Genomic DNA, 11,703 nt, shown 5'->3' on the forward strand with positions numbered 1-11,703 from the left:
ATACCTTCAGTGTCTTTTCTTATTAGCTTAAATTGGATCCGGTCTCAGTGATGACTCAAGGGGCAGGGAGAACACCTCTCCCGCCTATCTAGCTGTCGTCACCCGCCACGTTCAGTGTCGTCTAATAGCTGGGGGCAAGACTTGGACAACTGGCAGTAGCTATCCCACCGTCCTCAGAGATTTCATGTACGAAATTTTACTTAGAAGATAAAAATTGCCACCAAGTATGAACTTCCCTGCAAGACTCTGATGGTGCTCCTGAAAAGATCGGCGTCCTGTAGGACTTGGGAATAGCTCGGTAACAATGCGGCGATTGGTGCTTTTGCCATGGCGACAGCATTTGACCTCAGCTACGTGCTCTACCTCTGTACGTCGCAACGGCGGCTATTTCCTTGAGCTAATGGTCTAGGGCGTATTTTAAAGCACATTCAAACCCTGATTCTTTTGTACGAAAAATCAAGGGGTTTAGGAGGCTTTAAAGCAGAGCCTAGCACCTGGGAATGCTGCCCACGCTATTTGAACTCTATAGCTCTGTTTCGGTGAGAAAATGGCAAGTTTAATTCTATCTAACCTATCGTCTGGTAACCCAGGGGATGGGCGGGTCAATGTAGCTGCATTTAACAACGGCATTCTTCTTTTAACGCCAACCACCCCCGTAGGTGACTCGGCAGGTGCAGCCTTTTCCGACAAAATTGAGCTCAAGAACGACACCTCTTTTAGCACCAAGTTTGAATTTCAAACTAGCGCCACTGGGGCACCAGAAGGCTTCACCTTTATTGTTCACAACGATCCCGCTGGTCGTAATGCTCTGGGGGGCACTGCCCCTGGGCTAGGCTACCGTCCCTTTACCCTACGAGGATCGAATTCCTCCATTATCAATGCCCTAGTTGTGGAGCTAGACACCTTCAGCAACACAGCAGATCAACTTTTTGATAACATTGCCGATGTCGGCGATAACACCATCGAAATAGCTCTAATTGACGGCCAGGGCGATCGCATTCTCGGTAGCTCTCCAGAGGGTTTCCAGACTGCGTTTGGCGCATTTGACTTCAATAATGGATCTGTCCATACGGCCTGGATTGATTACGACGGTACGTCCCAAACCCTTGAGGTTTTTTTGGCCACCGGCACCAACCCGCCTAAGCCTGTCACCTCAGCCTTCTCTTTGAATCTTCCGGCCCAGGGCACCAGCCTGGAGGCCATTCTTGGTGGCACCAGCGGCTACGTGGGCTTTACAGCGGCCACTGGCGGCCCCGCCCAGTCCCACCAGATTCTGTCCTTTGACTTTTTGGCTACTCCGACAGTAGATCCCGGTCCGGTAGATCCCGGTCCGGTAGATCCCGGGCCAGTAAATCCCGGGCCAATAGATCCTGGCCCTCAGCTCCCTTTGGGTAACCTGGGGGTTACGGGCAACAACCTGCTGAAGCTGGACGGCGTCAGTGATTCTCAGGGGGCCACCTTCAGCGTGGTCAAACCGTCCCGGGCTGGGGCCGTAGAAATTGGGTTCTTTGAGCTGGACGATGCCCAGGGCAACATCAAGGGCATTGCTCCCGACAACGCTAACTACATTGCCACCGCTCTGCCGACGGCCAAGATTGTCTTTTCCACCCTGGGGGATTTGGACATCCAGGGGCTAGACGTCTCCCGACAGCTGGCCCTCGACCCCAGCCGTTTCTACGCCTTCTTTCTAATTCAAGATGGCACCCTCGATTCGGTGTTAGATGGTGGGCCGGGCAAGGTGACCGTCGCCAGTCCCCTCTTTAACCCTGGCCCCAACCAGCCTCTGCGCTTTGGTACATCCCAGGCGGGCAACGGGCTCGATTTCAACTGGGACCTCAACAACGACCAGCAGTTCGACGACTTCATCTTTCGGGTTGAACTCGGCAACCAAGGCCCCACTCTGGGGGCCAATCTGCAAGGGGGCTCGGAGTCAGAGGTGCTAGATCTGCGAGGGCTCACGGGTCAGGTGCAGCTGGAGCTAGAGGTCAAACGGGAGGCTGCTAACACCAATACGCTTGGTTTCTACCGCATTGAAAATGCCCAGGGCACCGTGCTGGACGAATTTGGCAATGCGCTCAACCCCGGTGATGCGGGTTACATCCAGGCAGCTGTTCGCCAGTGGGCTGGACAGCCGCTGATTTCTCCGCAAAACGGCAGCACCCAACGGCTGACGGTATCGGTAGCGGGCGATCAAATTCTGGCTCCGTTCCTGATTAGCAATGGCACCATTGAACAGATACTCGATGGCAACCCTGCCAATGATCCAGCGGTCTTCCTCCCCTTCCTGGGGGCCAACCCCGGTGGCGTTGACCAGGTCAAACTGTTGGGTGATAACACCTTTGGGTTTGAGGATCTGGTCGGTGGCGGCGATTTTGACTACGACGACCTGGTGGTCAAAATCAACGTCCAGCCTGTCTAAATCTGATCTGATGGCCAGAGACTAAGGGGATTGGGGACGGCGGCACCGCTGTCCCCAATCCCACCGGTTTTTCCATTTACTGGGGATGGCCCCCTTCTATGCGGGCGACGGTGACGGCGGCTAGTAGATGGTTGTGTACCGCCGCCGAGCTGCCGATTACTAGGCCGGGGCGGAGGTAATTGCTACAGGTGTGCAAGGGCGGCAGCGGCTCCCCGGTAAACGTGGTCACAATATAGCCCATCTCTTGGGCCATAAAGGCTAGAACGGCACCGTCGATAAACTGTCCTCGCGCCATGACCGCCCCGGCCAAATCGCCACTGAGTAAACCATTGAAGTTGGGAATTTGGGTCTCTTTGGAGTAGTCGGTTTTGGTGTGATAGACCCGGTAGCGATCGCTCAATTGCGGTACCAAATTCCCCATCTGCCAGCCCAGGCAAATCGCTGGCGAGGGGTTCTCAACTTTAATTTGGGTGCAGTCCTCCAGGGATTGATCCAGGCTGCCCTTAAAGGTGCCCTCGCCCCGCAGGGTGTAGTAGTAGAGGTTTTGGCCGGGGGTAATGGCGATCGCCGCCTCATACTCATCGGCATTGAGAATGGCCAGAATAATTTGATAGTTTGAGTGGCCATCTAGGTAAAACTGGGTGCCGTCGATGGGGTCGAGAGTAATTAGATAGTCGCCCGCAGGGCCGAGGTCAATGGCGCGAAAGTACTTAGTGTTGTAGGTTTGCGCGTACTCTTCACCATAAAAGCGCACCTGGGGAAATAGCCCCAGCAGCACTACCTCCATCATGGTTTGAATCGACAGGTCGGCATCGCTGAGGGCCGAGGCAAAAAAATTGTCGCCCTTGCCGTCTTTGTCGGGCTGGGCCGCGATCTGGGCCTGTATCTGTTGGGCATAGGCTCCAGCGGTTTTAAGATAGGGCAGCAGGGCCGCCAGAATTTGCCGAGGGGTCGTAGGGGGCAGCATAGGAGTTGTCGTTCGAGGCAGAGCATCCCTAATGTACGCCACTTCGGCAAAAGGCCAGCCCTCGGAGCAGGCAGAACGGAGTAGGAAGAATAAAAAGCAGGGCCTCCTCAACGAAGAAGCCCTGCTTTTTTCAATCAGGCCAGATCCCCGAGGGAACCTCACCCATCATGGGTTCTAGACTGCAGCGGCGGTGGAGACCTTTGCATCAAGTTCGCCCTTGGCGTACTTGGCGGCGTAGACTTCCACAGGCTGCTGCTTGATCTTGCTAGCCTGGCCGGCGGTGCCGAAGGCGGTATAGCGATCGCTGCACACCTCGGTCATGTACTTCATCGAGGGCTTCATGAAGTGGCGAGGATCAAAGTTGGACGGATCCTTAGCAGCGGCTTCACGAATGGCGGCGGTGATAGCTAGGCGGTTGTCGGTGTCGATGTTGACCTTGCGCACGCCGCTCTTGATGCCCTTCTGGATTTCTTCAACGGGCACGCCGTAGGTCTCAGGAATTTTACCGCCGTACTCATTGATGATGTCTAGCCATTTCTGGGGCACTGAAGACGAACCGTGCATGACCAAGTGAGTGTTGGGCAGGCGACGGTTGATTTCTTCGATGCGGCTGATGGCCAGAATTTCGCCAGTGGGCTTGCGGGTGAACTTGTACGCGCCGTGGCTGGTGCCAATGGCAACGGCCAGAGCATCGACCTGGGTGGCTTCAACAAACTGCACCGCTTCATCGGGGTCGGTGAGAAGCTGGTCGTGGCTGAGGGTACCCTCAAAACCGTGGCCGTCTTCTGCTTCGCCCGCGCCGGTTTCCAGAGAGCCGAGGCAGCCCAGCTCGCCCTCAACACTACAGCCGATGGAGTGAGCCACTTTCACCACTTCGCCGGTAACAGCGACGTTGTAGTCGAAGCTAGCGGGGGTCTTGGCGTCAGCTTCTAGCGAGCCGTCCATCATGACGCTGGTGAAGCCGTTGCGCAGAGCCGAGTAGCAGGTGGCGGGAGAGTTGCCGTGGTCTTGGTGCATAACCACGGGAATGTGGGGGTAGGTTTCAACCGCAGCAAGCACCAGGTGACGCAGGAAATTTTCGCCAGCGTAGGAGCGAGCACCGCGAGATGCTTGCAAGATCACGGGGCTATCGGTTTCATCCGCAGCCTTCATGATGGCTAGAATTTGCTCCAGGTTGTTTACGTTGTAGGCCGGGATGCCGTAGCCATTTTCAGCGGCATGATCCAGCAGTAGCCTCAGTGAGACAAGCGCCATAAAATTCCTCCTAGTGTGTTCTCGCCGTTAGGCCTTCGAGTCTTTAAGTAGGTAGCCTTACTCATCAAACAATCTTAGGATAAATCTAATGATGTATGACGAAATGTTTGCAAAAGCTAAAGTAAAGCTTAAAAGACTTCCCCACCCAGCAGGGATGTGTTCACCCCGCTACTCTGCCCCATCATAAAACACTGTAGGACATAGACCACGAGTTCTACACTTAAGGAGATAGGCAATACTAAAAAAATGGGTCGCCTGGGATTCGAACCCAGGACCAATCGGTTAAAAGCCGAGTGCTCTACCGCTGAGCTAGCGACCCGTGATTTGGTGATGTACCCATCTCTGAGCACGATTAAGAATCCTAGCACATAGTCTTCACTTAATAACGCTGACAGAAAAATAAATGTTGGGTGAAGCGGCGATCGCAGGTTTGTTTCGAGGGAAATCTTGGGCATGACCCTATCCCCTGTAGATAATTCGCTCACCGCCCATGGATAAGATACCTGATCACCCTGACCAGTCTCTAGCCCAAGCCAGTATGGCCCTAGAGCGGCTGCTAGGGCAAATGCCCCCTGCGGTAGCCCGCTCCTTCTCAGACAGTCAGCACGCGGCTCTCCAGGCAGCTCTAGCCACTACCCTGTGGCAAAAACATGCGGTAGATATTCGCCTATCGATTCCTCTGCTACTCCAGCGATATTACCTGGTGGTGGTAGCGGGTCCAGAAAAACGCTCGAAAGAGCGTCGTCAGCAAGATCAGTACCCGCGATCGCTGGCCGGGCAGGTGGTGGTGACGGTGGCGGTAATGACCCTCAGTATTGGGTTTTTGGCAATCCTAATACAGCTTGTTCACCGTCCGTCTGGCCCTAGCGATCGCCCCCAGGTTAGTCCTGCAGCTATTCCTTTTTTGAGCGATCGCACCACCTGCGAACACAGCGGCCGCACGTGGGAAAATAGTGAGTGCCTTGACTTTGAGCACGACCCTACCTTTTAGGAGCCTCCAGCTAGGCCCAAACGCTGGGGTGAAGAGGATACTGGCTGTTCGGATCAGCGACATAGACATTACGGAACGTAACCAAGCGCTTGTTTTCGTCCCACAATGAAGCTTTAGTTTAATAAAGCTTCATTCTTAGATACCTCCTCCCCCCAGGCTATGTTCCCTACCCATCGCCCTCGCCGTTTGCGCCAGCACCCGCAACTTCGCCGCATGGTGCAAGAAACCCTGGTTACCCAGGCCGATTTGGTCTATCCGTTGTTTGCTGTACCCGGCGATGGTTTCGCCAAGGAAGTCTCGTCGATGCCGGGGGTTTACCAACTCTCGGTCGATAAAATTGTCGAAGAAGCCAAAGAAGTCTACGACTTGGGCATTCCCGCGATTATTTTGTTTGGCATTCCTGCCGACAAAGACACCGATGCCACTGGAGCCTGGCACGACTGCGGCATTGTGCAGCAGGCCACCACAGCGGTCAAAGAAGCGGTGCCCGACCTGGTAGTCATTGTCGATACCTGCCTGTGCGAGTACACCAGCCACGGTCACTGCGGTTATTTAGAAACCGGCGATTTGACTGGCCGGGTGCTCAACGACCCCACCCTGGAACTGCTGAAAAAAACCGCTGTGGCCCAGGCCAACGCGGGGGCCGACATCATTGCGCCCTCGGGCATGATGGATGGCTTTGTGCAGGCGATTCGGGCTGGGCTAGACGAGCACGGCTTTGAAGATACGCCGATTCTCTCCTACGCCGCTAAGTACGCCTCGGCCTACTACGGGCCGTTCCGCGATGCAGCGGAGAGTGCGCCTCAGTTCGGCGATCGCCGAACCTACCAGATGGACCCGGCCAACGGCACCGAAGCGCTCAAAGAAATTGAGCTAGATATTGCCGAAGGGGCCGACATGCTGATGGTGAAGCCCGCCCTGGCCTACATGGATATCATCTGGCGGGTGAAGCAGGCGACAAACCTGCCTGTGGCGGCTTACAACGTGTCGGGCGAATACTCGATGGTCAAGGCCGCCGCTCTCAATGGCTGGGTCGATGAGCAAAAACTGGTAATGGAAACCATGACCAGCTTCAAGCGCTCTGGGGCCGACCTGATTTTGACCTATCACGCCAAAGACGTGGCCCGCTGGATTGGTTAGATGGTTGCGTTGAGATGTTGGCTTGAGATCCCAGGGTTTTACAAAAACCCTGGGATCTGCGTTGGTGAGTTACTCGAACACCAGGGGCCACAGATCCGCCACGCCAACCTCCCAGCCGGGCAGCAGGTCAGGAATCGTAAGTATGTCTCCGTCGTTGAGGGCGATCGCCTCTTGCCCCAGCCGGTAAACCTCCACCTGGCGACTTTCAGGATTGATCAAAATGCCGACCTGAGTACCCAAGGCCAGGAACTCCTGAATTTTGTCTCGCAGTTTGGCTACGCTGTCGGTCGGAGATTTGACTGCTACCATCAGGTCTGGAGCTAGCTCTGCAAAAGATCGCGGGCTACGGCGCAGCCGCTCGGCTTTGACGAAGGAGACATCCGGGGCGCGGGTATCGGAATTTGGCAGCACAAAACCCGCACTCGACCCAGTCACCCGGCCCAGTTGGCGAGGCCTAACCCAATTACGTATTTGGGCCGCCAATTCAATCGAAACTTCATCAGCCTCATAGCCGGATGGACTCATAACATTGACCTCGCCATCGACCAACTCCATACGGTAGTCGGGATAGTCGGCTTGCAGTTTGGTTAATTCGTGAACGGTTAGTCCCACAGTTGGCCCTCCTGTCAGAGGTATCTGAGTTTATTGTATGGGCTGATTGCTGGCTCACCTGTAGAGCTTACCGTTTATGCTGCAAGCAGAAAATTTTTGCCGATCTACCCATGACCTTTGTTCTTACCAACGACGATGGCATTGATGCCCCTGGCATTGCAGCCCTGCGACAAGCGCTGAAGGGCCATCCCACCTGTATCGTTGCCCCCGATCGCCATCTCTCGGGCTGTAGCCACCAGATGAACCGGGGTGGCCCGATTGCCATTGCCCAACGGGAAGAATCCGCCTTTGCCATTGGCGGTACCCCAGCCGACTGTGCCCGCGTTGGGGTTAGCCACCTGTGCCCAAATGCGACCTGGGTACTCTCCGGCATCAACGCCGGGGGCAACATGGGGGCCGATATTCACGTGTCGGGTACCGTCGCTGCCGTACGGGAAGCGGCCCTGCTGCGGGTGCCAGGCATTGCTATTTCTCACTACATTCAAAACCGCCGCCCCATTGACTGGACGCTGGCGGCCCACCTAGCCGCTCAGGTACTTGAGACTCTCATGGCCGAAGCGCTGCCACAGGGGTGCTTTTGGAACGTCAACTTGCCCCACTTACAGCCCGGTGATCCCGATCCAGAAATTGTCTTCTGCACCACCTGCACTCAACCGCTGCCCACCGAGTTCAAAGTGGATCAGGGCCAGTTTTACTACGTGGGCGACTATAGCAAGCGCCGCCATGACCCCGACTCAGACGTAGCCATTTGCTTTGGCGGCAACATTGCCGTCACAAAAATTTGTTTATGGTGAGTAAAACCGACCCCGGATAGAGCGGAACCCAGTGCTCAAAAGCGATGGCGTAGGGGTCTACAGTAGGACCTTCCTACCAAGCAGATGTGCTCAGTTCAACCCCAACGCCAAAGTGGTCGGATAGGCCGCGCAAATCGTCGAGCCGCTGGGGCCAGGCAAAAGAATTTTGAAAGTGCTCCGCGACATCAGAATCGATGCAGATGTGGTCGATGTTGGAGTGCTGCCCGTGGATGAGCTGGTGAACAGGGTCGTTTTCGCCAGCGGTCACACAGGCTAGCCTCGCGCTGTCTAGCGCCTGTCGCAGGGCCTGCTTGTTGCGGCGCGACCCATAGTAGTGCAGGGCGTTCAAGTCCTGGTTGAAGTCTCCGGCTACCGTTAAGACTGCTTTTGGATAGGTGGCCCGGAGCTGTTGCCAATCGGCCTGCTGAGCAGACAGGGCGGCGGTAAAGGCCTGCCCCTTGGAGGCGGGGTGTGATTGCCAACTACTCTCTAACCAGGGCAGCACGGTGCCGTATACCATCCATTGTTGGCCGCTGGCCAGGGTAATTAGGGCAGCAGCGGTGCGGGCTTTATCGGTGGTCTTGAGGGGCGCGAGTTCGCCCGTTTTAACCCAGATTTGTATCCAGCGCTCACCGTCTTCCCCAGGGCGATCGGGTAGGCCACTGGCTACTGAAGAGTATTCTTCCCCAGGGGTAATGCCCAGATGGGTTTCGGTCAAAATCCAAATGTCGGCATCTATACGGCTGAGCCATTGGCGCTGGCGCTCAGCCTGCACCGACTGGGGAAGTGCACGCTCAAGATTCCAGGTGGCGATTTTCATTCTAGGTCGGTAGACGGGTGAAACAGAGGAAATCTCTGTAACAGCCACTACTTAACCCTGGAAACTTGTCGCTTGCATATATTCTTTAATACAAAATCGCTTGCCTGCTGCCCTTGCCAGGGCTTTTGGTAGACCTACAGTTGGTACAGTTTTGCCAGTATGGCGTCACTGACCTGGGTGGCCGGGGCATCAAAGAGAATCTGGCCCTGGCGCAGGCCAATGATGCGATCGCAGTACTTGACTGCAAACTCGACCTCGTGGAGGCTGACCACCAGGGTTTTGCCGGTGGTTTCGCTGAGCTGGCGCAGCAGGTCCATCATGGCCCGCGATCGCTCCGGGTCCACGCTAGAAATTGGTTCGTCGGCGAGGATGGCGGCGGGGTCTTGCACCAGCACCCGCGCCAGGGCCACCCGCTGCTGCTGACCGCCCGAGAGGCGATCGGTGCGGGCATAGAGCTTGTCGGCAATGCCCACCTGGGCTAAAGCCTGGGCGGCAGCGGGCACCGCCTGGGGCCACACCAGGGACCAGAGGGCCTTGGGCAGCGGCCAGCGGCCCAGATGTCCAGCATTCACGTTGTGAACCACCGCCAGATTGCCCACCAGGTGGTGCTGCTGGTACACCGTACCGACTAGCCGCTGGAGTCGCCGTCGTTGTCTAGCATTCAGACGGCTAACATCCTGCCCCATAATCGTCACGCGCCCGCTAGTTGGCGACAGGCTAGCGTTCAGCAAGCTCAGCAGGGTGCTTTTGCCCGCTCCGCTGGGGCCAATCAGGGCGACCCGCTCGCCGGGGGCGATCGCCAGACTGCAGTCGGTGAGGGCAGCCACCGCCCCAAAGCGGCAGCTCACCCCCTCCAGCTGAAAAATTGCCCCAGAGTAACCAAATTTGCCGCTACTGAATTTTGCCAATTTTGCGGCCCACAGCTTCAATTTCGGCGTAGTTTTCGTTCGTGGTGACGATAAACCGCTCGGCCCCAAACAGGTCAAGAATCTCTTTGTGCTCAGGCACCGCCGGGTCGAGGGCCAGTAGCGCTGCCTGGACACGCTCAGAGAACCCTTCGCCGTAGCGCTCATCGACCTCAGGGCTAATCACCCAGTGGTAGTTGAAGTAGGGCGGGGTGCGCCAGATCTGCACCACCTTATCGGTGTCTACTGCACCAGCGGCCAGCCGGTCAAGCCACACCTGCTCGTTGAGCACGCCCACCTCGTAGGTGCCCGCCTCCACCAGCTTGAGAATGGCGTCGTGGTTGCCCGAAAAGCCCACCTCGCCGCGAAAGTCGTTCTCGATATCGACCCCAGCCTGCTCTAGATAGGCCTGGGGCATCAGCCGCCCCGAGGTGGACGACTCGCTGCCAAAGGTAAAGGTGCGGCCCTTGAGCTGGGCCAGGTCACCAATCTCCTGGATTTCTTCGATGCCGCTGTTGGCATTGGCGATGAAGATGCTGTGAAACTGTTCATCGATGTCGCGCTGGGCGATCGCCTCCGCCCCCGGTAGCTGAAGCCGCGCCTGTACTCCGGTCAGCGCGCCAAACCAGACCAAATCTAGATCGCCCACCCGAAAAGCGGTGACGGCGGCGGCGTAGTCGGTTACGGGCTTATACTCTACCGGCACGCCCAGCTCGGCCTCTAGGTAGTCGGCTAGGCTGCTGTAGAGACGCTGCAGCAGCTCCGGGTCTTGGTCAGGAATCGCCCCCGCGGTGAGGGGAATGGTGTTGGTGGCCGTTTCCCCAGAGGTCTCCTCAGCGGCCCCCTGCTCTGGGGCCGAGGTGCCGCAAGCCCCTAGGGGCAGCAGCAGCAAGAGGCTTGACACCCCCACAATCCACGAACGGTGAATACTCACCATAATTGTTAACTAACGTCTAAAACAGCAGCTCTAAATCATAGAGGGCGGCTCCTACCTAAAGCAATGCCCTCCCCCAGGGATGCAGCAGCTCCCATAGAACCTAGCCGAGCGTGACGCTTTTAGCTCAGCCAAAGCAAGCCGCCCAGAACCAGAGCTACTCCAATCAGGGCCGCCCACAAAAACCCGTTGTCTTTGCTGTTAATTTCGCTGGGGTCAATGGTTGGTTCTTCAAGCTTAGGCCGGGGACGAGAGGCAGACTTAGTTCCCGAGTAGCCTGCCTGGCCCAAGCTTTGCGCCCCATCGGCAGACAACTTGTCTAAATCTGGAATTTCAGTCATCCAGTTGGTGGGGCGCTGAAGCTGGGGCGCTTGCAGAATGTAGAGCAAGTTCTTACCCTGCTTGCGGGTCTCCAGGTCGGGGTGGCGGGCTAGTGCCTGGCAAAGGGCGATCGCATCGGACTGTTTGCCCACAGCGCTGTAGGCATTCACCAGCCAAGTCTGAATTTCGCCACCCAGAGGTGTAGTAGCTTTAGCCAGCGCCACCGCTTCCTCAAAGCACTCCACCGCCTCGCGGTAGCTGCCTCTCTCAAAGGCGGCCTGGCCCTGGGCGTAGCGGGTTTTGGCGCGATCGCGGGTATCGTCGGTCATAGGTAAAATGTTAAGTCTTCACAAGGCGTCCTTAGCCTATATACCAATGTAGACTGACTTTCATGGGGTTGATCCACCCGAAAAGGCTATAGGTGATTTCCGGGAAAGAAGGTACCAAATCAAGCAGGGCGAATCAGGATATCCCACTTGGGTAGCAAAGGATTGCGTTCTAACCTGCTCTCCACTGCTTTCATCGCTACTTTGGAAAGTGAGATAC

General features: G+C 56.5%; 11 protein-coding genes and 1 tRNA gene. 4 read left to right on the plus strand and 8 right to left on the minus strand.

Translation table 11 applies throughout. From position 1 onward, the window contains the following. Positions 1–547: 547 nt before the first annotated feature. A complete protein-coding gene (locus IQ273_RS23505) occupies positions 548–2,419 on the plus strand; it encodes a DUF4114 domain-containing protein (protein ID WP_194025584.1) in 1,872 nt (623 codons plus the stop codon). A gap of 76 nt (positions 2,420–2,495) precedes the next feature. On the opposite strand, the gene IQ273_RS23510 is transcribed toward IQ273_RS23505, so the two are convergent. From IQ273_RS23510 to IQ273_RS23520, 3 genes are all read right to left on the minus strand, one after another. Then, entirely contained in the window at positions 2,496–3,386 is an 891-nt protein-coding gene (locus IQ273_RS23510) for an inositol monophosphatase family protein (RefSeq protein ID WP_194025585.1), read from the minus strand. Between the two features lie 174 nt (positions 3,387–3,560). Continuing rightward, positions 3,561–4,640 (minus strand): class II fructose-bisphosphate aldolase, encoded by a 1,080-nt coding sequence (fba, locus tag IQ273_RS23515; protein ID WP_194025586.1) that lies wholly within the window; start codon positions 4,638–4,640, stop codon positions 3,561–3,563. A gap of 247 nt (positions 4,641–4,887) precedes the next feature. Continuing rightward, positions 4,888–4,959, minus strand: a tRNA-Lys gene (locus IQ273_RS23520). A gap of 171 nt (positions 4,960–5,130) precedes the next feature. On the opposite strand from IQ273_RS23520, the gene IQ273_RS23525 reads away from it, so the two are divergent. Both IQ273_RS23525 and hemB read left to right on the plus strand, forming a co-directional pair. Then, a complete protein-coding gene (locus IQ273_RS23525) occupies positions 5,131–5,631 on the plus strand; it encodes a hypothetical protein (RefSeq protein WP_194025587.1) in 501 nt (166 codons plus the stop codon). A gap of 159 nt (positions 5,632–5,790) precedes the next feature. Continuing rightward, on the plus strand, positions 5,791–6,771 hold the full coding sequence (gene hemB, locus IQ273_RS23530) for a porphobilinogen synthase (protein WP_194025588.1): 981 nt from the start codon (positions 5,791–5,793) through the stop codon (positions 6,769–6,771). A 69-nt stretch (positions 6,772–6,840) separates the two neighbouring features. Here the strand turns inward: hemB and IQ273_RS23535 are convergent, their stop codons facing one another. After that, complete coding sequence (locus IQ273_RS23535) at positions 6,841–7,383, minus strand: Uma2 family endonuclease (protein WP_194025589.1); 543 nt, start codon at positions 7,381–7,383, stop codon at positions 6,841–6,843. Positions 7,384–7,493: 110 nt separating this feature from the next. Between IQ273_RS23535 and surE the strand changes: the two genes are divergently transcribed. Continuing rightward, a complete protein-coding gene (gene surE, locus IQ273_RS23540; RefSeq protein WP_194025590.1) occupies positions 7,494–8,177 on the plus strand; it encodes a 5'/3'-nucleotidase SurE in 684 nt (227 codons plus the stop codon). 73 nt (positions 8,178–8,250) lie between these two features. Here surE and IQ273_RS23545 read toward each other — a convergent pair whose 3' ends face one another. The 4 genes from IQ273_RS23545 to IQ273_RS23560 form a co-directional block, all read right to left on the minus strand. Next, positions 8,251–8,997 carry an endonuclease/exonuclease/phosphatase family protein gene (locus tag IQ273_RS23545; protein WP_194025591.1) on the minus strand — a complete coding sequence of 249 codons (747 nt, stop codon included), beginning with the start codon at positions 8,995–8,997 and terminating at the stop codon, positions 8,251–8,253. 134 nt (positions 8,998–9,131) lie between these two features. Further along, a complete protein-coding gene (locus IQ273_RS23550; RefSeq protein WP_228053686.1) occupies positions 9,132–9,905 on the minus strand; it encodes a phosphonate ABC transporter ATP-binding protein in 774 nt (257 codons plus the stop codon). Beyond that, on the minus strand, positions 9,889–10,839 hold the full coding sequence (locus IQ273_RS23555) for a putative selenate ABC transporter substrate-binding protein (protein ID WP_194025592.1): 951 nt from the start codon (positions 10,837–10,839) through the stop codon (positions 9,889–9,891). The genes IQ273_RS23550 and IQ273_RS23555 overlap by 17 nt, the downstream gene beginning before the upstream one ends. Before the next feature lie 119 nt (positions 10,840–10,958). Continuing rightward, entirely contained in the window at positions 10,959–11,486 is a 528-nt protein-coding gene (locus tag IQ273_RS23560) for a tetratricopeptide repeat protein (RefSeq protein ID WP_194025593.1), read from the minus strand. Between the last annotated feature and the right edge of the window lie 217 nt (positions 11,487–11,703).

The sequence above is a fragment of the Nodosilinea sp. LEGE 07298 genome (genome assembly GCF_015207265.1).
In the GTDB taxonomy this organism is placed as follows: Bacteria; Cyanobacteriota; Cyanobacteriia; order Phormidesmidales; family Phormidesmidaceae; genus Nodosilinea.

Coding starts and splice junctions, on each gene's coding strand:
- hemB (WP_194025588.1), top strand. CDS start 5,791: ATGTTCCCTACCCATCGCCCTCGCCGTTTGCGCCAGCACCCGCAACTT.
- surE (WP_194025590.1), top strand. CDS start 7,494: ATGACCTTTGTTCTTACCAACGACGATGGCATTGATGCCCCTGGCATT.
- IQ273_RS23525 (WP_194025587.1), top strand. CDS start 5,131: ATGGATAAGATACCTGATCACCCTGACCAGTCTCTAGCCCAAGCCAGT.
- IQ273_RS23560 (WP_194025593.1), bottom strand. CDS start 11,486: ATGACCGACGATACCCGCGATCGCGCCAAAACCCGCTACGCCCAGGGC.
- fba (WP_194025586.1), bottom strand. CDS start 4,640: ATGGCGCTTGTCTCACTGAGGCTACTGCTGGATCATGCCGCTGAAAAT.
- IQ273_RS23545 (WP_194025591.1), bottom strand. CDS start 8,997: ATGAAAATCGCCACCTGGAATCTTGAGCGTGCACTTCCCCAGTCGGTG.
- IQ273_RS23510 (WP_194025585.1), bottom strand. CDS start 3,386: ATGCTGCCCCCTACGACCCCTCGGCAAATTCTGGCGGCCCTGCTGCCC.
- IQ273_RS23555 (WP_194025592.1), bottom strand. CDS start 10,839: ATGGTGAGTATTCACCGTTCGTGGATTGTGGGGGTGTCAAGCCTCTTG.
- IQ273_RS23505 (WP_194025584.1), top strand. CDS start 548: ATGGCAAGTTTAATTCTATCTAACCTATCGTCTGGTAACCCAGGGGAT.